Origin of the sequence: Tistlia sp. (assembly GCF_040905785.1) — a bacterium.
Lineage (GTDB): Bacteria > Pseudomonadota > Alphaproteobacteria > Kiloniellales > DSM-21159 > Tistlia.
The window spans coordinates 1-20077 of sequence record NZ_JBBDQW010000037.1; the positions used below are offsets into that span (position 1 = coordinate 1).

Sequence of the window (20077 nt, forward strand, 5' to 3'; positions counted from 1 at the left end):
CCGAGGCTATGGCCGTGGCCGGCCTCGGCTTCGCCGAGCTCGACGGCATCGCGGCGACGACCGGCCCCGGGCTGATCGGCGGCGTGCTGGTCGGCGCGATGACCGGCAAGGCGGTCGCCGCCGTCCACGGCAAGCCCTTCGTCGCCGTCAACCACCTGGAGGGGCACGCCCTGAGCGCGCGCCTGACCGACGGCACCGCCTTCCCCTATCTGCTGCTGCTGGTCTCGGGCGGCCACTGCCAGCTGCTCGCGGTCGAGGGCGTCGGCCGCTACCGGCGCTACGGCACCACCCTGGACGACGCGGTCGGCGAGGCCTTTGACAAGGTCGCCAAGCTGCTCGGCCTCGGCTATCCCGGCGGACCGGCGGTCGAGCGCGCCGCCCTGGAGGGCGACCCGCGGCGCTTCGCGCTGCCGCGCCCGATGAAGGGCCGCCCCGGCTGCGACTTCTCCTTCTCCGGCCTCAAGACCGCCGTGCGCAATGCCGTCGAGAAGCTGGGCGGGCAGCGCCCGCTCGACGAGGACCAGCGGGCCGACCTCGCCGCCTCCTTCCAGGCGGCGGTCGCCGAGGTGCTGCAGGACCGCGCCGCGCGGGCGATCGCCCGCTTCGCCGAGGAGACCGGACGTGCGGGGCCGCTGGTCGTCGCCGGCGGCGTCGCCGCGAACCGGCGACTGCGGGCCGCGCTGGCTGAGACCGCGGCGGGCGCCGGGGCCGCGCTCGTCGTGCCGCCGCCGGCGCTCTGCACCGACAACGGCGCGATGATCGCCTGGGCCGGACTCGAGCGCCTGCGCCTGGGTGCCGCCGACCCCCTCGACTTCCGGGCCCGGCCGCGCTGGCCGCTGGAAGAGCTGAGCGCACCGAATCTGGAGGCAGCCCGATGAGCGAGCCCTTCGACGCCACCCGCAACGGCCAGGGTGGCGCGCAGCCTGGGAGCGGCCAGCAGGGCGGCTCCCGTGCCGAGGTCCTGCAGGTCTTCGCGACGCCGGTCGCCGTCGCCCACCTGGGCTTCCCCGAGGCGGTCAACCGGCAGCTCGCCGAGACGATCCTGGCCCGCGAGTCGGCCCGGCCCTCGACCGACCATTCCAACCTCGGCGGTTGGCAGTCGAGCTGGGACCTGCTCGACTGGGGCGGCCCGGCGGCGGCGACGGTGATCGACGCCGGCAAGGCCCTGGCCGGCAAGCTGACCTGCGACCGCCAGGGCCGCGCCCTCAAGCTGGACTGGAAGGTCAACGCCTGGGCCAACGTCAACCGCAGCGGCCACGCCAACGAGGCGCACAGCCATCCCGGCGCCTTCTGGTCGGCCAGCTACTACGTCGATGACGGCGGCATCGGCGCCGACCCCTCGCTCGGCGGCGAGTTCGAGCTGCGCGATCCGCGCGGGGTGGCCCCCGCGATGTACGCGCCGCAGCTGGCCTTCGCGGCGCCCGGTGGCTTGTCGATCGGCGCCGCCGAGACGATCCCGCCGAAGGCCGGCATGTTGCTGCTGTTCCCGAGCTGGCTGGAGCACGGCGTGCGGCCCTACCGCGGCGGTGCGGCGCGCATTTCCGTCGCCTTCAACCTCAGCCTGTGAGCACGGCCGACATCCCATCGCAGCCGCTCGCGGTCCTGGGCGCCGGCGCCTGGGGCATGGCCCTGGCCCAGCAGGCCGGGGCGGCGGGCCGGCCGGTGCGGCTCTGGTGCCGGCGGCCCGAGCAGGCCGACCTCCTGGCGCGCGAGCGCCGCGACCCGGCCTACCTGCCCGAGGCGCCGCCCTTGCCCGCCTCGATCGCGCCGACCGCCGACCTGCTGCGTGCGGTCGAGGGTGCCGTCGCCCTGCTGCTTGCGGTGCCGACCCAGAGCCTGCGGGGCCTGGCCAGGCGGCTCGCGCCGCTGCTGCCGGCGGGGGTGCCGCTGGTGATCTGCTGCAAGGGCCTGGAGCTGGCCACTGGGGAACTGCCCGGTGAGATCCTGGCGGAGACCCTGCCGGGGCACCCGCTGCTGGTGCTCAGCGGGCCCAGCTTCGCTGGCGAGCTGGCCCGGGGGCGGCCGACCGCCGTCACCCTGGCGGCGGCGGATCCGGCCCTGGCCGGGCGGCTGGCCGAGGCCCTGGCGACGCCGCAGTTCCGGCCCTACCTGTCCGACGACCCCGTCGGCGCCCAGCTCGGCGGCGCGCTCAAGAACGTCGTCGCCCTGGCCTGCGGCATCGTCGACGGCCTGGGCCTGGGCGAGAACGCCCGCGCGGCGCTGGTTACGCGCGGCCTGGCCGAGATCGTCCGGCTGGGCCGCGCCAAGGGCGCGCGGCCCGAGACCTTCATGGGCCTGTCGGGGCTCGGTGACCTGACCCTGAGCTGCGCGGGCCCGAGCTCGCGCAACTACGCCCACGGCCTGGCGGTCGGTCGCGGCGCGCCGCCGCCGGCGAAGCTGGCCGAGGGCGTCGCCACCTCGGCCGCGGCGGTCGCCCTGGCGCGCAGGCTGGGGATCGAGCTGCCGATCGCCGAGGCGGTCGACGCGGTCGTCAACCGTGGCGACGACCTGGAGACCACGATCCGAGCGCTGCTGGCTCGGCCCCTGCGCAGCGAGACCGCTTGACCGGCCGGCGGAGCGCCTTCCTAAGCCGTTGATTTGCGCGACTTCGGCCGAGGGATCGGCGAGGCTGGCGGTTTGCAGTGGACCCGGATTGGCTCTAGGCTTGCCGGGAAGGAAACCGATCGGTAGCGGAGGTGACGATGCTCTTTGCCCTGATCTGCACGGACCAGCCGGGCAGCCTGTCGGTTCGTCTCGACAACCGTCCGGCGCACCTTTCCTACCTCGAGGCCTTCGCCGACCAGATCGCCTTCGCCGGGCCGCTGCTCGACCAGAACGACAAGCCCTGCGGCAGCCTGCTGGTGATCGAGGTGCCGGACCGCAACGCGGCCGAGAACTTCGCCGCCGGCGATCCCTACGCCCAGGCTGGCCTCTTCTCCGACGTCGAGATCCGCCACACCAAGCAGGTCTACCCGAAGTCCCACGACTAGCGCTGAGAGTCCGGACCCCGAGCTAGCGCCCTCCGCCGACGCGCAGGATCGTGCCGCTGGTGTAGGCGGCGCCCTCCGAGAGCAGCCAGAGAATCGGCCGGGCGACCTCCTCGGCCGTGCCGGGCCGGCCCAGCGGCACCTGCGACGTGAAGCGCTCGAGGCGGCCGGCGTCCCCGGCGCCGGCATGGATGTCGGTGTCGATCAGGCCCGGCGCCACCGCGTTGACGCGGATGCCCTCGGGCCCGAGCTCCTTCGACAGGCCGATGGTCAGGCTGTCGATGCCGCCCTTGGAGGCGGCATACCAGACGAACTCGCCGGGGCTGCCGAGCGTCGCCGCCGCCGAGGACAGGTTGACGATGGCGCCGCCGGCGCCGCCGCGCGAGCGCGCCATGCGCCGCGCCGCTTCCCGGCAGCAGTAGAGCGTGCCGGCGGTGTTGACCGCCAGCACCCGGAGCATCTCCTCGGGATCGGACTCGACGAAGCGCTTGCTGAGGCCGGTCAGGCCGGCCGAGTTGACCAGGGCGCCGAGCGGCCCGAGCGCGGCTTCCGCCGCCTCGAAGAGGCGCGCCACGGCGGCCGCGTCGGCGACGTCGGCGGCCAGGGCGACGCCGCGGCGTCCGGCCGCCTCGACGTCCTGCACGACGGCCTCGGCAACCTCCTTGCGGCCGGCGTAGCCGACCGCGACGTCGTAGCCCTCGCGCGCCGCCAGGCGGCAGACCGCTGCGCCAATGCCGCGGCTGCCGCCGGTCACCAGCAGGGCGCCTTTCGGGGCGCCCGTCCCCTTCGCCTCGGCCATCAGACGGCGTGGCTCTTGACGTCGCCGCGCAGCTTGCGGGCGTAGTCCTCGAGCTGGCGGGTCGCGACCTTGAAGGCGTCGCGCACCGCCTTGTAGAGGTCGCTCTGGGCCGGCTTGCCCTTCTGCGAGACGATCAGGCGCTGCTGCGGCACGCCCAGCTCGATGTGGACCTGGAACAGCTCGCCCTTGACCTTCGGCTCCTTGGTCTGGTGGCGGTGCGGCGCCTCGATCGTTACCCGGCAGGAGACGATGTGGTCGAAGTGGCGCTCGAGCTTCGCCGATTCCTCGCGGACCAGGGCCTCGACGGCCTCCGAGTGGTCCAGGTTGCGGAAGGTCACATCGAGGGGCAGCTTCATGCGGGATCCTCCTTGTTGGTGCCGGCGCGGCGATCCCCAAGACCGACGCGACGTCGCCCTTATGGATCAAGGCCTTCGCGCGCTTCTGCGCAAGGGCCGAGCGACACTATCGCACCGTCCTGGATCGCGGCGCCCGCGCAAAGTGTGTGCCTACCGACGGCCGAACAGCCGCTCGATGTCCGAGAGCTTGAGCTCGACGTAGGTCGGGCGGCCGTGGTTGCACTGGCCGCTGTGCGGTGTCGCCTCCATCTCGCGCAGCAGGGCGTTCATCTCCTCGACGGTCAGGCGGCGGCCGGCGCGCACCGAGCCGTGGCAGGCGAGGGTGCCGCAGACCTCCTCGAGCCGCTCCTTCAGGCTGAGCGCCTGGTCGAGCTCGCCGAGCTCGTCGGCGAGGTCGCGCAGCAAGCCCTGGACGTCGACCTGGCCGAGCAGCGCCGGCGTCTCGCGGACCAGCAGCGTGCCGCCGCCGAAGCCCTCGACGACGAGGCCGAGCTCGGCGAGCTCGGGGGCGCGGGCCAGCAGCCGCTCGGCCGCGGCCTCCTCCAGCTCGACGACCTCCGGCACCAGCAGCAGCTGGCGCGAGACCCCGCTCGCCGCGATCTGGCGCTTCATGCGCTCGTAGACCAGGCGCTCGTGGGCGGCGTGCTGGTCGACGATGACGATGCCCTCGGCGGTCTGGGCGACGACGTAGGTGGCGTGGAGCTGGGCCCGTGCCGCGCCGAGCGGGAAGTCGCCAGCCCCGGGCGCCGCCTCGCCCTCCGTCGCCGGCGCCTCGCCGCGCGCCGAGGGCGCGTGGTCGAAGGCCGGCAGGCCGCCGCCCAGCGGCGCATGATAGCCGGCCGCCGCCTCGGCCAGGCTGCGCGGCAGGGTGCCGCCGTAGCCGCCCCGCGCGCCGCCCCCCGCGCCGAAGGCGTAGGACGGACCGCCGCCGCCACCGCCGCCGAGGCCGGGCCGCAGCGCGCCGAGGGCCGCCTGCGCGACCGTCGTCGAGGCGCGGTGGCCGGCCTCGGCGAGGGCGTGGCGGCAGGCCGAGACGATCAGGCCGCGCACCAGCCCCGGGTCGCGGAAGCGGACCTCGGCCTTGGCCGGGTGGACGTTGACGTCGACCTCCTCGGGCGGCACCTCGAGGAAGAGCGCGACCATCGGGTGCCGGTCGCGCGCCAGGAAGTCCTGGTAGGCGCCGCGGATCGCGCCGAGCAGCAGGCGGTCGCGCACCGGGCGGCCGTTGACGAAGAGGTATTGGCCGAGGGCGTTGGCCCGGTTCAGGGTCGGCAGGCCGATGTAGCCGGTCAGCTGCAGGCCCTCGCGCAGGGCGTCGAGCGCCAGGGCGTTGTCCTGGAAGGCGCGGCCCATGACCGCGCCCAGGCGCTTCAGCCGCGCGTCGAACAGGTCGCCGCTCTCGGCCTCGTGGCGGAACAGCGTGCGCTCCTCGTGGACCAGGGAGAAGGCGACGCCCGGGTGCGCCATGGCTAGGCGCTCCAGGCTGTCGCGCACGGCCATGACCTCGCTGCGCGCCGACTTCAGGAACTTCAGGCGCGCCGGCGTCGCGAAGAAGAGGTCGCGAACCTCGACGCGGGTGCCGCCGCCGAGCGCGGCCGGCGCCACCTCGGGTGGGCTGCCGCCCTCGACCGCGATGCGCCAGGCCTCGGCGGCGCCGCGCGGCCGACTGACGATGGCCAGGCGCGCGACCGCGCCGATCGAGGGCAAGGCCTCGCCGCGGAAGCCCAGGGTCGCGATGCGCACGAGGTCGTCGTCGGGCAGTTTCGAGGTGGCGTGGCGCTGCAGCGCCAGGCCCAGGTCCTCGGGGCCCATGCCCTCGCCGTCGTCGGCGACGCAGATCCAGGCCTTGCCGCCGTCGCGCAGGCTGACGTCGACTCGTCGCGCGCCGGCGTCCAGGCTGTTCTCGACCAGTTCCTTGACCGCCGCCGCCGGCCGCTCGATGACCTCGCCGGCCGCGATCCTGTTGACCAGCGTCTCGGGCAGGCGGCGGATCGTCATCAGGCGGGGCCGGCCGGCGCGCCGGGCGACTCGGCGAGGTAGCGGCGGGCCAGCACCTTGCCCTCCTCGACCGCCGGCTGGCCGAAGGGATCGACGCCCAGCAGCTCGGCGGCCAGGATCGTCTCCAGCTCGTAGTGCATGAACAGGCCGCCGAGAACGCGCTCGTCGATCCGCTCCAGGCGGATCAGCCGGGTCGGGCGACCGTTGGCGATCAGCGTGTCGGCGGTCGCCCGGGCCTCGGCCTCGAAGAGGTCGCCCATGGTCCGCCCGGCCAGGTAGTCGAGGCCCAGGGCCCTGGCCTCCTCGGCCTCGACCCGGCCACCGCTGCCGGCGCTCGCCAGCCACAGCACGGTGAACAGCTTGTCGGCCGGTCCGTCCAGGTAGAGCTGCAGCTGGCTGTGCTGGTCGACGGTGCCGACCGCGGCGATCGGCGTCGTGCCGTTGCCGCCCTTGCCCAGGCTCTCGGCCCAGAGCTGCCGGTACCAGCGGCCGAAGACGGCGAGGCGGTCGGCGTAGCTCAGCAGCACCGACTGGGAGAGCCCCTGACGGGCGAGCCCGACCGAAAGCGCCGCGCCGACCGCCGGGCCGGCATCGGCGAGCACGTTCGGCGCCAGCGTCGCCTCCAGCACCTCGGCGGCGCCCTCGCGCAGCGCGACCGGATCCAGGCCGGCGAGCAGCGCCGGCAGCGCGCCGACGTTGGAGAGCACCGAGAAGCGGCCGCCGACGCCGGGGTCGTGGTCCAGGCAGGGCAGGCGGTAGCGCTCGGCGAGCGCCTTCAGGGGGCTGTCCTTGGGCTCGGTGACCACGGCGAGGTGAGCCGAGAGCCGCGATTCGTCGAGCCGCTCCTTGAGATGCTCGAGCAGGATCAGGGTCTGACTCAGGGTCTCGGCGGTGCCGCCCGACTTGGAGATGGCAACCACCCCCAGCCGCTCCGGCGCGACCGCCTCGAGCAGCGGGTCGAAGGTCTCGGGGTCGATGTTGTCGAGGAACAGGAGACGCGGCCGCCCGGCCGGCGGGCCGAAGCCGCGGTCGACCAGGGCGTTCAGGGTCTGGCCGCCGAGCGAGGAGCCGCCGGTGCCCAGCACCGCGACCACTTCGCAGCTCTCGCTGAGCATCTCGGCGACCTCGCGGGCGCGCGGCAGGTCGTCGCGCCGTGCCGGCAGGCCGAGAATCGGAAGCTCGCCCGAGTCGCGCTGCCGGGCGAGGCGCGCGACCGCCGGCGCCAGGGTCTTGAGCAGCGGGTCGAAGGCGTCGGCCGAAAGGCCGGCCTCGCCGACCCTGTCGGCGAAGCAGGCCGAGGCGTCGATCTCGAAGGTCATGGGGTCCATCACTCCGTCAGGTCGGTGAGCCTAGCCTGAATTTCTCATACTGGAAGGGGTCGTCACCCCACGCCCTTCGGATCGCTCCTGGCGGGCTCGCCCGCGGCGTCGAAGCCCTCGACCGTAGCTTCGGCTACGCTCTTCAGGCTTCTCCTGGCGGATCGAGCCCGCCAGGAGCGATGACGACCCCTTCCAGTATGAGAAATCCAGGCTAGCAGAGTCGGACGAACGCATGAACGCGCCGGATGGTCCGGTAGTGTTTCAGTTTGAAATCCGCCGCCCTTGACGCGGGGTTCGCTCTGCGCCCCGGCTTCCCATATGCTTGGGGGAAAGCATGGGAGGGGTGAATGGAGCTGCAACGCGACGGGAACGGTAGCCTTTACGTCGAATGGGCGCAAAGGCCGGGTAGCTATAAGCGCGCATGGATTCGGCATCGTACCGACGACGACGACAAGAACTGGGCTGGAACCCGCCGCTATCTGCATGTGGTGCGCTGCAATGCCCCCGGTCAGATCGGCGGTAACTCGACGGACTTCCCGATCTTCAATGATCTGCCGGACAAGCAGATCCTGCTCGCCTTCGTCCACTCCGTGAACGCCATTACCGGCTGCGAGCCGAGCGAGGACTGATGCCTAGAGGCCCCAAGGGCGAGAAGCGGCCCGCCGACGTTGTAGGCGCCGCCGTCATGGTCGCACGCATCGCCACGGGCGAGATCGAGGACGAGAGGTCCCCGACACCCGGCCGTGCGAAGAGTGGCAGGGCGGGCGGCACGGCGCGTGCGGCGAGCCTTTCCGAACAGGACCGGAAGCGCATCGCGGAGAAGGCCGCTGCGAAGCGCTGGCACGGCGCCGAAGAAAAATAGCCACGCACTCGCACGAGAGCGTTGCGACTCTCCCACGGCGATGCTACGAAGATGGTGCAACAGCACCCACTCGTAGGACGTGCCGCCGTGCCAGACCTGATCCAGACGCTTGAGGAAGAGGCCCGCTTGCTCGAAGAGCGATTGGCCGTCAACCGCGATTTCATCAAGCTGCGCGAAGTGAACCGGCTGCTCGCTCTGTACAAGGGCGACGCCGAGGGCCGGGCGCCTGTCGCCGTTGCGGCACGGGCGCCATCGTTCGCTGGTGGCGGCCCGGCCCTTCCATTCCCTTCCGCCGCCACAGGAGCACAAGACCCGAGGAAGTCCGCGCTAGATGCGGCTGCGGAGATCCTGCAGGGCCGCGCTGATCCGACTCCGGTGTCGGAGATCTACAACGCCATCACGCAGCGGGGCGTGGAGCTACCGGGGACGCAACCAAAGAACAACCTGAGCGCACTTCTCTCGCGCTCGCCCCGCTTCCGTGCGCATGGCCGCGCTGGCTGGACACTGGTGTCTGCCGGCGGCGACCATGCAAAGGAAAAGGCCGTTGACGAGGAACCTGGCCAGGAACCGTCAACGGCCTTGTCTGAGCACCGTCCTGACCAGGCGGTGGAACCCAACGTGAGCCCCGTGAACCCGGTGGCGGGAGGTGGTACATGAGGAGAGTCTAGATCCCCACGCACGAACGGCGGGCGGCTGGTCACTGCCCGCCGTTCCTCATTTTTATAGCTAAGGCTCTGGAAAACCGCAACCTTTGAATATGCGATTCGCATCAAGGGTTTAGCTATCCGCGATATTCAAACTGAACTTTTTGCTTGATATGCATCACGCACGCCGCTATGTCATGTGTCATGAACAAGCTGCCTCTTGCCAAGCGCGTCCAGATCCTCGCCATGCTCGTGGAGGGATCTTCCATGCGGTCGATCTCACGGGTCGTCGGCGTCTCGATCAACACCGTGACCAAGCTGCTGGTCGAGGCCGGCGAAGCCTGCATGGCGCACCATGACGAGACGGTGCGGAACGTGAAGGCCAAGCGCGTCCAGTGCGATGAGATCTGGTCGTTCTGCTACAGCAAGCAGAAGAACGTCGAGGCGGCGAAGCGGAAGGATCTGGCCTACGGCGACGTTTGGACGTGGACGGCCATCGATGCCGACAGCAAGCTGATCGTCTCCTACATGGTTGGCGGCCGGGACAGCGAGTACGCCATGGGCCTGATCGACGATCTGCGCCAGCGCTTCGCCGGCCGGGTGCAGCTCACCACGGACGGTCACAAGGCTTACCTAGAGGCGGTCGAGGGTGCGTTCGGCAGCGACGTGGATTATGCCATGCTGGTGAAGCTCTACGGCACGGCTCCGGAGGCTCTGCGGGGCCGCTACAGCCCGGCCGAGTGCATCGGCGCCCGCAAGGAGCGGATCGAGGGCGACCCGGACCTGAAGCACATCAGCACGAGCTACGTCGAGCGGCAGAACCTGACCATGCGCATGTCCATGCGCCGGTTCACCCGCCTGACCAACGCCTTCTCAAAGAAGGTCGAGAACCACGTTCACGCGCTGGCGCTCTACTTCACGTTCTACAACTTCTGCCGCATCCACAAGACGCTGAAGGTTACGCCTGCGATGGCTGCCGGCGTGACCGACACGCTGCACGACATGGAGTGGATCGTTGGGCTGATCGACGCGCGGGCGCCGGAGCCGAAGCCGCGCGGGCCGTACAAGAAGCGGAGCCGCTAGGCCTCCTCAACCAGCTGGATGATTATTCTGAGCGGGATCAGCATCTTGGGAGAGGTGGGGTGGTCTGAGTAGGGTGTGAACCCTAGCTTTCTATAAAACCTAGTCGAATCTTCGTCCAAGGACTGGAGAGTGAGCGCGTAAAGTCCGGCCATCTGAGAGATCTTGTAGACACTCTCGAATACATCAGAAAGGAAGGCGGTTCCAATACCGCGACCCTGGAATTTCTCATCAACTCCAAGATAGGCTAGATGAACGGCAGGAAATGCAGTATAATTCTTTGTGAAATCATCTGGTTTGTTCTCTAGAGCGCTCATGCTCTCGTTACCAATCTGGAGGGCGTAGTAACCGACTGGCCGTGGCGCCTGGGGGACTAGGGCCTCGAAGACGCAATACTCCGCCCTTTTTACACATTTCTTAGCGTGGTTCTTGTACCACGCATCAATGGGGCGCCTCCCGCAACTGAACGTGTTGCGGGGGCGCTGGCCATCAAAGGGTACGATTTCGACCGCTAGCGGACCGCCGTCACCGCGCAAAGCTAACGCGCCTGCGCGTTACGTATGTCTACGCCTCTACGATAGAGCTTCTTCAGCTCTGCGTTCGGAGCGCCATTCTCGTTGTAGACACGGCGCACGAACGCAGCGGCCTCACGCTGATTCTTGAACGCGAGCTTCTCAGTCTTGTCGCTGCTACGTCCAATCCACTGAAGGAACGTGTGGAGCATGTGCATGTTGGTGCTCCCGGTTCGGAGGCCCAATGCGTCACAGACACTCATGATACGATCCCAACGGCTTTCCGGGTAACAGGTTCCACCTCTCATACGTGTGTTTCGTGCTGCCGTCTAGTGTGGTCCGCTCTCCACGGCGTCGCACCCCGGATTTCAAACTGAGACACTACCGATGGTCCCGGGGCGGCACCGGTGGCTCCGAAGCGGGGCGGCCGCTCAGCCCTCGGGCAGGGGCGCCGGGCGGGTCGCCTCGACGCCGGCCGGGCGGCCGACGACGACGGTGGTCAGGGCCCCGGCGTCGTAGAGCTCGTCGGCGACGCGGCGGGCCTCCTCGAGGGTGATGGCCTCGATGTAGTCGTTGCGCCGGTCGAGGTAGTCGATGCCGAGCTCCTCGAGCTGCATGCCGACCAGCATCGCGGCGATGCCGCCGGTGCTCGAGAGGCGCAGCGGGAAGGAGCCGGTGAGGTAGGTCTTGGCGTCCTCGAGCTCCTCGGCGGTGGGGCCGGACTCGGCCATGCGCCGCCACTCCCGCTCGACCACCTCCAGGCTTTCGGTGACCCGCGCATTCTGGGTGCCGAGGCCGCCCAGGATCATCGCCGAGCGGTCGAGCGGCGCCAGGTAGGCGGAAACGGAGTAGGCGAGGCCGCGCTCCTCGCGCACCTGCTCGTAGAGCCGCGACGCGAAGCCGCCGCCGCCGAGCACGTAGTTGACGGCGTAGGCGGCGTAGTAGTCGGGGTCGTCGCGGGCGATCCCCGGCTGGGCGAAGACGACGGTCGATTGCGGCTGATCGCGCTCGACCACGATGATGCCGCCCTGGCCACTGGCCTCGACCTCCTCGACCGGCGCGACGCGACCCTCAGCGGGCAGGGCGCCGAAGGTCCGGTCGAGCAGCGGCCCCAGTGTCGCGGCGTCGATGTCGCCGGCGACCCCGATGACCAGGCGGTCCAGGGTCAGCCGCTCAGCGACGAAGCGCTGCAGGTCGGCGACCTCGATCCGGGCCAGGCTCTCGAGCGTGCCGTCCACCGGCCGGCCGTAGGGATGGTCGGGAAAGATCGCCGCCCAGAGCTGGCGGCTCGCGATCGAGTCGGGGTCCTCGGCCTGGCGCGCCAGGCGGGTGGCGAGCTGGGCACGCAGGCGCGACACCGGCTCGGGATCGAAGCGCGGCTCGCTCAGCGCCAGGCGGAGCAGGCGGAAGGCCTCGTCGCGGTTGCGCGTCAGGGTCGCCAGCGACGCGCGGAAGGCGTCGCGGCCGGAATCGAAGGACAGGCGCACCGAAAGGTCGGCCAGGACCTGCTGGAATGCCTCGCTGTCGTACTCGCCGGCACCCTCGTCGAGCAGGTAGGCGGCGAAGCGCGACAGGCCCTCCTGGCCTTCCGGATCGGCCGCAGCGCCGCCGCGGAAGGCGAGCTCTAGCGAGAGCATGGGGTTGCTGTCGTCCTCGACCAGCCAGGCCTCGATTCCGCCCGGCGAGACGACGCGCTCGACCTCGACCGCCTGCGCCGGCAGCGTGGCGGCGGCGACCAGGAGCAGGAGGGCGGCTTGGAGGGAGAGCAGTCGCAGGACGCGCATGGGGCAGGAGCCTCCGGTCGGTCTGTGTTGGGTGGGTCTGTGTTGGGTGGGTCTGTGTTGGGCGGATCTATCTTGGCCGGTGTCGCTCGGGCGCCGGATCAGGTGGTCGGCGCGCTGCGCAGGACGGCGGTCGTCGAGCGGGCGGGATCCAGGACCGCGCGGGCGGCCGCCTCGACCGCCTCCGGCGTGACCGCCCGGACCCGGTTCGGCCAGTCCTCGACGTCCTCGACGCTGCTGCCGGTGGCCAGGGCGCGGCCGATGATCTGCGCCGAGGAGCCGGCGGAGTCGTTGGCGTAGACGACCTGGTCGATCAGACGCTGCTTGGCCTTCTCGACCTCCCCGGCCTCGACGCCCTCCTCGAGCAGGCGGTCGATCTCGGCCAGGAGCGCCGCCTCGACCGCCTCGACCTCGATGCCGGGACGCGGCGAGACCCAGAAGGAGAAGCTGCTGCCGTCGAGGCCGTTGGCGTCGTAGCCGGCGCCGGCGCCGGCCGCCAGCGCCTGCTCGACCACGAGCGCCCGGTAGAGCCGCCCGACCGCGCCGTCGAGCAGCTCGCTCAGCACCTCCAGGGCGTAGGCCTGTTCGGCGGGCGCCGCGGTCGCGTAGCTGGGCGCCCGGAAGGTCAGCGAGACCGAGGGCTGGCCGACCTGCGGGCTGGCCAGCTCGACGCGGGCGCCGGCCCAGTGGTGCGGCTCCTCGACGCGACGGCGCGGCGGCACCTCCTTGCGCGGGATCGGCCCGTAGTGCTCTTCGGCGAGCGCCCGGACCGCCTCCGGGTCGACGTCCCCGGCGACGATCAGAACGGCGTTGTTGGGGGCGTACCAGCTCTCGTAGAAGTCGAGGGCGTCCTGGGTGTCGAGGGCGGACATCTCCGACTCCCAGCCGATGATCGGCGTGCCGTAGGGGTGATGGAGCCACAGGCTGCCGCGCGCCATCTCCTGCAGCTGCGAGGCCGGCGTATTGTCGATCCGCTGGCGCCGCTCCTCCAGGATGACCTCGCGCTCCGGCAGCACCACGGCGTCGGTCAGGGCGAGGTTTGCCATGCGATCCGCCTCCAGCTCCATCATCAGCGCCAGGCGGTCGCGGGCCACGGTCTGGTAGTAGCCGGTGTAGTCGTAGCTGGTGAAGGCGTTCTCCCGGCCGCCGTGGCGCGCCACGATGTCGGAGAACTCGCCCGGCGCGCGGCTGTCGGTGCCCTTGAACATCAGGTGTTCGAGGAAGTGCGCGATGCCGGACTTGCCGCGCGGCTCGTCGGCCGAGCCGACCTTGTACCAGATCATCTGAGTGACGACCGGCGCGCGGCTGTTGGCGACCACGACCACCTGCAGCCCGTTGTCGAGCTCGAAGATCGTCGGCTCGAAGACCTGTGCGCCAGCCGGCCGCAGCGCGCCAAGCGCGAGGGCGCCGAAGCTAAGAACGGCGAGAAGCACGGCGGCGAGGGCCGGCGCGGCGAGAAGGGGGACGGGGCGGCTCCGCAAGCGCAAGGCGTTTCCTCCGGGCTCGGGTCGAGAAGGCGCCGGGGCGTACGCGCTGCCGCGCCGCCGGCACCGCTCTCCATATGGCGGTGCCGGCTCGCGAGAAAAGGGCGGGGCCGGGTAGGGGGCTAGAAGATGCCCTCGAGCAGGCCCTTCTCGCGCCGCTCGATGGTCGGCGCGCCGGCTCCGGTGACGGCCTCGCCGAGGGCCTGGGCCTCGCGCAGGCGCCGGCTCTCGGCGCCGGCGTCGACGACCACGCCGGGCGGCTCGTCCTTGCGCCAGAACACCAGGTCGTTGATCAGGCTGTCGCTGGCCTCGTTGATCGAGCGGGTCTCGGCGTTGACGATCTGCCGGATGTTCGGCTCGGATTCGGGAACGCCGGCCCGCACCAGCAGGGTGCGCTCGGACTCGGAGCGGCCGTCGTCGGGCATCACCTCCGCGACGCTCGGGCCGCTGCCCTCCTCGATGCGGAAGACGGTGCGCCGCGCCTGGTCGCGCGCGGTGCCCTCCTGCGGCCGCGCCGCGCCCGGGTCGGGCGGCCGCAGCGCGAAGTTCGGCGGCAGCGTCAGCGGCGCGCGCGAGACGACCCTGAACTCGTCCGGCGCGGACTTGGACATGTCGAACTGTTCGCGGATGTTTTCGCACCCGGAGACCGCGACGGCGGCTCCGAGCAGTGAGAGCAGCGCTAGATGGCGCATCATGAGCGGGTCCCCTCCCTGGACGCCTCTATGTATCGTCCCGCGCCGCTCCGAACAAGGAGTCGGCGAGCAGCAGGCCGACGCCGCAGACGATCCCGGTGTCGGCGACGTTGAAGGCCGGCCAGTGCCAGCCGGCCACATGGAAATCCAGGAAGTCGACGACCGCGCCATGGAGGAAGCGGTCGATGATGTTGCCGACGGCGCCGCCGACGATCAGGCCGACCGCGACCGTCGGCGCCCAGCCGCGCTGGCTGCGCAGCCAGTAGAGCAGCAGCGCCACCACGACCAGGGCGAGACCGGCCAGCAGGTAGGGCTTCCAGGCGTAGTCGCTGGCCAGGAGGCCGAAGGAGACGCCCCGGTTGAAGGCCAGCACGATGTTGAAGAAGCCGGTGACCTCGATCGGGCGCGGCGGCACCATGATCTCGGTCAGGATCAGCCACTTCGTGAGCTGGTCGAGCAGGACGACGATGGCGGCGAGCGCCAAGGCGCGCGGCAGCATGAGTTGACGACTCCCCCCGGGCGGTGCGCCGCCGGCGGCGCGTGGCTGCCGTGGCCCTTACGCCGTCGCGGGCGGCCCGGTCAACCCCGCGGGCCGAGGCTGCAGGGTCCGCTGGGCGGGCGGGAAGCGTGGGTGGGTGCGGGTCGGAAGCGGCGCGCCGGGCTGGTCGGCGGCTATTCGGCGGCCTGGCTGGCCTCGGCGCGGCTTGCGACCATCAGCAGGGCCTCGCCGTCGACGACGACCCGCTCGCGCACCGTGCAGGTCGTGTCGAAGGTGACCCGGCGGCGCTCCTGGTCCATCTTCTTGATCGTGACCCGCGCGGTCACGGTGTCGCCGATCTTGACCGGCGCCCGGAAGCGCAGGTTCTGGCTGAGATAGATGCAGCCCGGTCCGGGCAGCTTGGTGCCGAAGGCGGCCGAGATGAAGCCGGCCGACAGCATGCCGTGGGCGATGCGGCCCTTGAACATCGTCTGCTCGGCGAATTCCTGGCTGATGTGGACCGGGTTGGTGTCGCCGGACACGCCGGAGAAGAGGACGATGTCGGCATCGGTCACGGTCTTCGAGAAGCTCGCGGTCATGCCGATCTCGAGATCCTCGAGGTAGTAGCCCTGCTGCATCGACCTGTCCTGAAAGGGGGCGTGCGCCTGAAAGCGCACCGGGAGGCGGCGAACAATTGTGCGCTGCAATATAACGGGCGCCTCACGAGACGGCAAGCACGAGCGCGCGCGCCCAGGGCCGCCAGAATCGCGCGCATCGTCTTCTGCCGCCAGGCGATTCCCTTCCTTCAGGCTCTCAGCCCCGACCTGATCGTCAATGGCAAGCGCGTCGGCAGCGCCGAGCCGGGCGGCGCCTTCATGCGCGAAGCCCGGCCCGGCGGCGACCGGGTCTTCTCGGCCCACGATCCCGACTCGGTCGCGGCCTTCACGCTGCGCGCCGGCGAGACCCGTTACGTCAAGGTCGGGCCGGAGATGCGCGGGCTGGGATTCCGCCTCGTCGCCAGGGAGGTGCCGGCGCTGCGCGCGCGGCCCGAGCTGGAGGATCGGGCTGGAGCGCGAGCGCATGAGTGGTCCGCGGCCCGGGGGCGGGCCAGCTTCGCGTGCGCGCGCTCATGGAGGTTGACAGGCGGGATACAAGGAATCTCGTCGATTCTCCCGCAACTTTCGGCTATGGTTAAGTTTGTCATGCCGTCGTCGGGTATCAATCGTCGCCGTGGTCGCTGTCCGCCCGCCCTTCTCGAAGACAGGTTCCAGGCCCTTGCGGGCCGCGCGTGCGTGGCGATTCGACACGGCGAATGACGCGGCGTGCCCGGCCCGAACCGGGCCGCAGATCCAACCAGCGTTTGGAGTTTTCAGTCAGTGATGAACAGTTTCTCCGGGTCGGACGATGACGTCCGCACCGACGTCAAGGCCGTGGTCAAGTGGTTCAACGCCACCAAGGGCTTTGGCTTCGTCCGGCTCGACGACGGCTCGCCGGATGCCTTCCTGCATGTCTCCGTGCTGCAGCCGCACGGCCATGCGACCCTGCCCGAGGGTGCCGAGCTGATCTGCGACATCGGACCCGGCCGCAAGGGGCTGCAGGTTCAGGCGATCACCTCGATCGAGTCGATTCCCGACGCGCCGCCGGGCGGCGAGCGCCGCTCGGGCGGCTTCGGTGATCGCGGCGGCTTCGGCGGCGGTGGCGGCTTCGGCGGTGGCGGTGGTGGCGGCTACGGCGATCGCGGCGGCTTCGGCGGCGGCGGCGGCGACGGCTACGGAGAGCGCAGCGGTGGCGGCTTCGGCGGCTACGGCGACCGGGGCGGCGGTGGCGGCTTCGGCGGCGGCGGTGGCGGCGGTGGCGGCGGCTACGGGGAGCGCAGCGGCGGCGGCTACGGCGGCGGGCGCGACAGCGGCCCGGCCTCCGACCCGGTCGAGGGCACCGTCAAGTTCTTCAATCAGGAGAAGGGCTTCGGCTTCATCGTTCCGGACGACGGCGGCAAGGACGTCTTCGTCTCGGCGCGGGTGCTGCAGCGCAACCACATCATGGCGCTGGAGCCCGACCAGCGCGTGCGCGTGACCACGCGCATGGGCGACAAGGGCCCGATGGCCGAGTCCGTCGAGCTCGCCTGAGCGCAGAAAGCGCCAGCAGGATCCGATCCGAGGCCGCCGGGAGCAGAGCGCTTCCGGCGGCCTCTTCCTTTTCGGGGGGCGGGCCTCCGGCGGGCTCAGGCCGGCGTCGCCGCGCCGACGCTGACCTCGAAGGCGCCGTAGCCGGGAAACTCGACCCGCCCGCGGCTGCCCGGGACGATGGCGTGGATCCCGGTGGTCGCGCCGGTCAGGATCGTCTCGCCCGCGCGCAGCGCGCCGCCGCGCCGCGTCACGAAGTCGGCGAGGAAGGCCAGCGCCGCCAGCGGGCCGCCGGCGACCCGGGCGGCGTCGCCCTCGCCGACGACCCGCGCGTCGACGCTGGTCCGCGAGACCAGTTCGTCGAGCCGGCGCTCCTTCCAGTCCGGAATCGCCGGGCCGACGACCGCGCCGCCGTTGAAGGCGAGATCGGCGATCATGGCGGCCGAGCCGAGCGAGACGATGGCGGCGATCGGGCTGGCGGCGATCTCTGCGCCGCCGTGCAGGCTGGCCACGGCATCGGCCAGGCTCTCGGGCGTGAAGGGCGCCTCGGCGGCGGTCAGGTCGCGGCCGAGCCGCACGACGAACTCGGCCTCCAGGGCCGCCTCCCCGCCCTCGAAGACGGCGACCTCGACCGGCTCGTCGCCCTGGGCGGTCCAGAGCGTGTCCTCGAACAGCGGGCCGGCCAGGCGGATCTCGCCGAGCTGCTGGCGCAGCTGCGGCTGGATCATCGCGACCTTCCAGCCGGCCAGCTTGCGGCCGCTCAGGCGGCGCACCTCGTCCTGGATCGCGTAGGCGGTTTCGAGGTCGCCCGGCACCTCGCCGGGAAAACCCTCGAGCGGGCGCGCCGAGCGGCGTGCCGCCCAGAGCGCCGCGGCGGTTTCCTCGATCATCGGATGCATCCTTTCTCGTCTTCGCCCTTGCTGCCGACTGACTAGCACGCGGCGCGGCGGCGCGCGGCCCTTCCTTGCAAATCCGGCAATAGTCGCGGCCCGGCGCCGGTTCCGGCCGCCGCTGCCGGCAGGGGAGACCCGAGGAGAATCAGCGGGTCGACCGCTGCCGCTTCTTGGCGTGCTCGGCGATCCAGATGCCGCCGAGCACCAGGACCATGGCGATGGCGTGGTGCAGGGCGAAGGCCTCGCCGAGCAGCAGCACCGAGAGGATCGCCGCGAAGATCGGCACCAGGTTGACGAAGACGCCGGCACGCGCCGCGCCGATCAGCTTGACGCCCTGCATGAAGGTAAGCTGCGACAGGAAGGAGGGGAAGATCACGACGTAGAGGATGACCAGCCAGCCCTGGGTCGTCGGCCACTGCAGGAAGCCGGCCGCGGCCTCGATGGCGACCAGCGGCAGCGCGGCGAGCAGGGCGCCGGTCGCCAGGGCGGCGAAGCTGGCCAGGGCCGAGACCGCCGGCCGCCGGCGCAGGCCGAGCGTGTAGCCGGCGTAGAGGGCGCAGGCCACCACCATCAGCAGGTCGCCCAGGTTGAGCCGCAGCGTCATCAGGCGCTCCAGCGTGCCGCCGCTGGTCACCGCCACCACGCCCAGGATGGTCAGCAGCACGCCCAGGGCCTGCAGCGGCGTGACCGGCGTGCGGTCGACCAGATACGCGCCGATCAGCACGAAGATCGGGATCGCGCCCTGCAGGATGCCGATGTTGATCGCCGTCGTGTACTGCGCCGCGACGTAGAAGAGGGCGTTGAAGCCGGTGAAGCCGACCGCGCCCAGCAGCGCCAGCACGCCCAGGCGCGGCCGCAGCAGCGGCCAGGCCGAGACGACCTCGCGCCGGGCCACGACCAGCAGCAGCAGGACCACGGCGATCCAGCGCAGCGCCGTCAGCGCCATCGGCGAGACCTCCCCGACCGCGAAGCGGCTGGCCACGGCGTTGCCGCCCCAGGCCATGGTGGTCAGCACCAGCAGCAGGTAGGCGTTGCCGAACAGCCGGTCGAGCACGCAGTTCTCCCCCTCCCGATCCCCGGAATCGCCGTGCCGACCCCTGCCGCGCGACCCGCCTCGGCCGGCCAATCTAGGCGAGCGTGGCGGCGGGCAGGCCCTGAAAAATCGGGCGGCTGCTGCCACCGGGCCACACGACGCCCGCTTGAGGCGGCGCGAGCGCGCTCAGTCCGGGTGGCGCATGAAGTGGCTGTGGCTCGGTGCGCTGGGCTTCAGGCGGCCGCTCTCGTCCAGACCTCGACACCGAGCTCTCGCTGCTCACCCATCCCGACCTTCGCAAGGTCGGACAGCGCGGGCATTCATGGACTTCGTCGGTGAGATCGTCCGGAAAAATGAGCTTCTCGGCGGCGCGGCGGCGCCCACCTGAAGCGGCCTTTGGTGCCCCTGGAGGGACTCGAACCCCCACTCCTCTCGGAACGCGATTTTGAGTCGCGCGCGTCTACCGGTTCCGCCACAGGGGCGCCTGTCGCGTCGGGCGGCAGAATAGCGAAGGTGGCGGTTGGCGCAAGCGCACCGGGCGGGTCGCACGCCGAGCGGAGACACAGGCCCGGTGGCGCCGCAAGGCGGCCGGAAAGGATAGATGCGCAGGCGGCGCTACTGCAGCGACGCCTCGCCCTCGGGGTCCTCGACCTGGTCGGGGCGCAAGGGGGTCGGGCCGGCCTGGTGGTGGACCAGCTTCCAGGCGCCCTGTTCGCGCAGGAACAGGTTGGTCGCGACCAGCAGGCTGTCGGCGCCCTCGATCTCCTCGTAGCAGACGACGATGCCGACCTCGCCGGCCAGGGTGGCGCGCGCGCCGCGCGGCCGGATCGAGGGCGGGTTGTCGCCGTTAAGGATCGCGCGCCAGCTGTCGATCACGGCCTCACGGCCGATCAGCGCCTGCCAGCCGGGGTGGATGCAGGTGACCGAGGCGCTCTCGGCCCAGAGCTTCTCGACCGCTTCGGCGTCGCGGTTGCGGAAGGCCAGGTAGAAGGCCTCGTTGGCGAAGAGGACGGCGGCGTGCTGGCTCATGCGAGCG

At 71.2% G+C, this 20077-nt stretch carries 23 protein-coding genes and 1 tRNA gene; 10 read left to right on the forward strand and 14 right to left on the reverse strand.

Going from position 1 to position 20077, the window contains the following annotated elements; genetic code table 11:
• From tsaD to WD341_RS09100, 4 genes are all read left to right on the forward strand, one after another.
• Nucleotides 1–878 (forward strand): tRNA (adenosine(37)-N6)-threonylcarbamoyltransferase complex transferase subunit TsaD (gene tsaD, locus WD341_RS09085; protein WP_368425128.1); only part of this gene is annotated, 878 nt, incomplete at its 5' end.
• Nucleotides 875–1567: a TIGR02466 family protein gene (locus WD341_RS09090; RefSeq protein ID WP_368425129.1), complete on the forward strand. Its 693-nt coding sequence runs from the start codon at nt 875–877 to the stop codon at nt 1565–1567. The genes tsaD and WD341_RS09090, both read left to right, overlap by 4 nt.
• The gene (locus tag WD341_RS09095; RefSeq protein WP_368425130.1) at nt 1564–2565 is read left to right on the forward strand and encodes an NAD(P)H-dependent glycerol-3-phosphate dehydrogenase; all 1002 of its coding nucleotides are present in this window, start codon (nt 1564–1566) and stop codon (nt 2563–2565) included. Before WD341_RS09090 ends, WD341_RS09095 begins: the two co-directional genes overlap by 4 nt.
• Nucleotides 2566–2702: 137 nt before the next feature.
• The gene (locus WD341_RS09100) at nt 2703–2990 is read left to right on the forward strand and encodes a YciI family protein (protein ID WP_368425131.1); all 288 of its coding nucleotides are present in this window, start codon (nt 2703–2705) and stop codon (nt 2988–2990) included.
• A gap of 22 nt (nt 2991–3012) precedes the next feature.
• Here WD341_RS09100 and WD341_RS09105 read toward each other — a convergent pair whose 3' ends face one another.
• The 4 genes from WD341_RS09105 to WD341_RS09120 all read right to left on the reverse strand — a co-directional run bounded on the left by WD341_RS09105 (nt 3013) and on the right by WD341_RS09120 (nt 7459).
• Nucleotides 3013–3786, reverse strand: a complete 774-nt coding sequence (locus WD341_RS09105; protein ID WP_368425132.1) for an SDR family oxidoreductase — start codon at nt 3784–3786, stop codon at nt 3013–3015.
• Nucleotides 3786–4142 (reverse strand): HPF/RaiA family ribosome-associated protein, encoded by a 357-nt coding sequence (locus tag WD341_RS09110; RefSeq protein ID WP_368425133.1) that lies wholly within the window; start codon nt 4140–4142, stop codon nt 3786–3788. Before WD341_RS09110 ends, WD341_RS09105 begins: the two co-directional genes overlap by 1 nt.
• Nucleotides 4143–4292: 150 nt before the next feature.
• The gene (gene mutL / locus WD341_RS09115; RefSeq protein ID WP_368425134.1) at nt 4293–6140 is read right to left on the reverse strand and encodes a DNA mismatch repair endonuclease MutL; all 1848 of its coding nucleotides are present in this window, start codon (nt 6138–6140) and stop codon (nt 4293–4295) included.
• The gene (locus WD341_RS09120; RefSeq protein ID WP_368425135.1) at nt 6140–7459 is read right to left on the reverse strand and encodes a glucose-6-phosphate isomerase; all 1320 of its coding nucleotides are present in this window, start codon (nt 7457–7459) and stop codon (nt 6140–6142) included. Before WD341_RS09120 ends, mutL begins: the two co-directional genes overlap by 1 nt.
• 347 nt (nt 7460–7806) lie before the next feature.
• On the opposite strand from WD341_RS09120, the gene WD341_RS09125 reads away from it, so the two are divergent.
• The 4 genes from WD341_RS09125 (at nt 7807) to WD341_RS09140 (ending at nt 10048) form a co-directional block, all read left to right on the forward strand.
• Nucleotides 7807–8088 carry a hypothetical protein gene (locus WD341_RS09125; protein WP_368425136.1) on the forward strand — a complete coding sequence of 94 codons (282 nt, stop codon included), beginning with the start codon at nt 7807–7809 and terminating at the stop codon, nt 8086–8088.
• Nucleotides 8089–8144: 56 nt separating this feature from the next.
• Nucleotides 8145–8321 carry a hypothetical protein gene (locus WD341_RS09130; RefSeq protein WP_368425137.1) on the forward strand — a complete coding sequence of 59 codons (177 nt, stop codon included), beginning with the start codon at nt 8145–8147 and terminating at the stop codon, nt 8319–8321.
• An 87-nt stretch (nt 8322–8408) separates the two neighbouring features.
• Entirely contained in the window at nt 8409–8978 is a 570-nt protein-coding gene (locus WD341_RS09135; RefSeq protein ID WP_368425138.1) for a hypothetical protein, read from the forward strand.
• 191 nt (nt 8979–9169) lie between these two features.
• On the forward strand, nt 9170–10048 hold the full coding sequence (locus WD341_RS09140; protein WP_368425139.1) for an IS1 family transposase: 879 nt from the start codon (nt 9170–9172) through the stop codon (nt 10046–10048).
• Here the strand turns inward: WD341_RS09140 and WD341_RS09145 are convergent.
• The 6 genes from WD341_RS09145 to WD341_RS09170 form a co-directional block, all read right to left on the reverse strand.
• Complete coding sequence (locus WD341_RS09145; RefSeq protein ID WP_368425140.1) at nt 10045–10581, reverse strand: GNAT family N-acetyltransferase; 537 nt, start codon at nt 10579–10581, stop codon at nt 10045–10047. The two genes, WD341_RS09140 and WD341_RS09145, sit on opposite strands and share 4 nt — an antisense overlap.
• Before the next feature lie 407 nt (nt 10582–10988).
• Complete coding sequence (locus tag WD341_RS09150) at nt 10989–12341, reverse strand: M16 family metallopeptidase (RefSeq protein ID WP_368425141.1); 1353 nt, start codon at nt 12339–12341, stop codon at nt 10989–10991.
• A gap of 98 nt (nt 12342–12439) precedes the next feature.
• Entirely contained in the window at nt 12440–13819 is a 1380-nt protein-coding gene (locus tag WD341_RS09155) for a M16 family metallopeptidase (protein WP_368425142.1), read from the reverse strand.
• A 125-nt stretch (nt 13820–13944) separates the two neighbouring features.
• Nucleotides 13945–14517 carry a DUF3035 domain-containing protein gene (locus WD341_RS09160; RefSeq protein WP_368425143.1) on the reverse strand — a complete coding sequence of 191 codons (573 nt, stop codon included), beginning with the start codon at nt 14515–14517 and terminating at the stop codon, nt 13945–13947.
• Between the two features lie 25 nt (nt 14518–14542).
• Nucleotides 14543–15013 (reverse strand): signal peptidase II, encoded by a 471-nt coding sequence (lspA, locus tag WD341_RS09165; protein WP_368425144.1) that lies wholly within the window; start codon nt 15011–15013, stop codon nt 14543–14545.
• Nucleotides 15014–15186: 173 nt separating this feature from the next.
• The gene (locus tag WD341_RS09170) at nt 15187–15630 is read right to left on the reverse strand and encodes a MaoC family dehydratase (RefSeq protein WP_368425145.1); all 444 of its coding nucleotides are present in this window, start codon (nt 15628–15630) and stop codon (nt 15187–15189) included.
• Nucleotides 15631–15651: 21 nt separating this feature from the next.
• Between WD341_RS09170 and WD341_RS09175 the strand changes: the two genes are divergently transcribed.
• Together WD341_RS09175 and WD341_RS09180 are read left to right on the forward strand one after the other, a co-directional pair.
• Nucleotides 15652–16308: a hypothetical protein gene (locus WD341_RS09175; RefSeq protein ID WP_368425146.1), complete on the forward strand. Its 657-nt coding sequence runs from the start codon at nt 15652–15654 to the stop codon at nt 16306–16308.
• 63 nt (nt 16309–16371) lie between these two features.
• Nucleotides 16372–17118 carry a cold-shock protein gene (locus WD341_RS09180; RefSeq protein WP_368425147.1) on the forward strand — a complete coding sequence of 249 codons (747 nt, stop codon included), beginning with the start codon at nt 16372–16374 and terminating at the stop codon, nt 17116–17118.
• 95 nt (nt 17119–17213) lie between these two features.
• Here the strand turns inward: WD341_RS09180 and WD341_RS09185 are convergent, their stop codons facing one another.
• The 4 genes from WD341_RS09185 to WD341_RS09200 form a co-directional block, all read right to left on the reverse strand.
• Nucleotides 17214–18005 (reverse strand): 2-keto-4-pentenoate hydratase, encoded by a 792-nt coding sequence (locus tag WD341_RS09185; RefSeq protein WP_368425148.1) that lies wholly within the window; start codon nt 18003–18005, stop codon nt 17214–17216.
• Nucleotides 18006–18153: 148 nt separating this feature from the next.
• Nucleotides 18154–19062 carry a DMT family transporter gene (locus WD341_RS09190; RefSeq protein ID WP_368425149.1) on the reverse strand — a complete coding sequence of 303 codons (909 nt, stop codon included), beginning with the start codon at nt 19060–19062 and terminating at the stop codon, nt 18154–18156.
• 376 nt (nt 19063–19438) lie between these two features.
• Nucleotides 19439–19523: transfer RNA gene (locus WD341_RS09195), tRNA-Leu, on the reverse strand.
• 133 nt (nt 19524–19656) lie between these two features.
• Complete coding sequence (locus WD341_RS09200; RefSeq protein ID WP_368425150.1) at nt 19657–20070, reverse strand: nuclear transport factor 2 family protein; 414 nt, start codon at nt 20068–20070, stop codon at nt 19657–19659.
• Between the last annotated feature and the right edge of the window lie 7 nt (nt 20071–20077).

Bases quoted from the DNA above. Each gene is read 5' to 3' on its own strand.
- WD341_RS09130 (WP_368425137.1), top strand. From the start codon at position 8,145: ATGGTCGCACGCATCGCCACGGGCGAGATCGAGGACGAGAGGTCCCCG.
- mutL (WP_368425134.1), bottom strand. From the start codon at position 6,140: ATGACGATCCGCCGCCTGCCCGAGACGCTGGTCAACAGGATCGCGGCC.
- WD341_RS09185 (WP_368425148.1), bottom strand. From the start codon at position 18,005: ATGATCGAGGAAACCGCCGCGGCGCTCTGGGCGGCACGCCGCTCGGCG.
- WD341_RS09090 (WP_368425129.1), top strand. From the start codon at position 875: ATGAGCGAGCCCTTCGACGCCACCCGCAACGGCCAGGGTGGCGCGCAG.
- WD341_RS09180 (WP_368425147.1), top strand. From the start codon at position 16,372: ATGAACAGTTTCTCCGGGTCGGACGATGACGTCCGCACCGACGTCAAG.
- WD341_RS09105 (WP_368425132.1), bottom strand. From the start codon at position 3,786: ATGGCCGAGGCGAAGGGGACGGGCGCCCCGAAAGGCGCCCTGCTGGTG.
- WD341_RS09110 (WP_368425133.1), bottom strand. From the start codon at position 4,142: ATGAAGCTGCCCCTCGATGTGACCTTCCGCAACCTGGACCACTCGGAG.
- WD341_RS09200 (WP_368425150.1), bottom strand. From the start codon at position 20,070: ATGAGCCAGCACGCCGCCGTCCTCTTCGCCAACGAGGCCTTCTACCTG.
- WD341_RS09120 (WP_368425135.1), bottom strand. From the start codon at position 7,459: ATGACCTTCGAGATCGACGCCTCGGCCTGCTTCGCCGACAGGGTCGGC.
- WD341_RS09150 (WP_368425141.1), bottom strand. From the start codon at position 12,341: ATGCGCGTCCTGCGACTGCTCTCCCTCCAAGCCGCCCTCCTGCTCCTG.
- WD341_RS09100 (WP_368425131.1), top strand. From the start codon at position 2,703: ATGCTCTTTGCCCTGATCTGCACGGACCAGCCGGGCAGCCTGTCGGTT.
- WD341_RS09140 (WP_368425139.1), top strand. From the start codon at position 9,170: ATGAACAAGCTGCCTCTTGCCAAGCGCGTCCAGATCCTCGCCATGCTC.
- WD341_RS09160 (WP_368425143.1), bottom strand. From the start codon at position 14,517: ATGATGCGCCATCTAGCGCTGCTCTCACTGCTCGGAGCCGCCGTCGCG.
- WD341_RS09125 (WP_368425136.1), top strand. From the start codon at position 7,807: ATGGAGCTGCAACGCGACGGGAACGGTAGCCTTTACGTCGAATGGGCG.
- WD341_RS09170 (WP_368425145.1), bottom strand. From the start codon at position 15,630: ATGCAGCAGGGCTACTACCTCGAGGATCTCGAGATCGGCATGACCGCG.
- lspA (WP_368425144.1), bottom strand. From the start codon at position 15,013: ATGCTGCCGCGCGCCTTGGCGCTCGCCGCCATCGTCGTCCTGCTCGAC.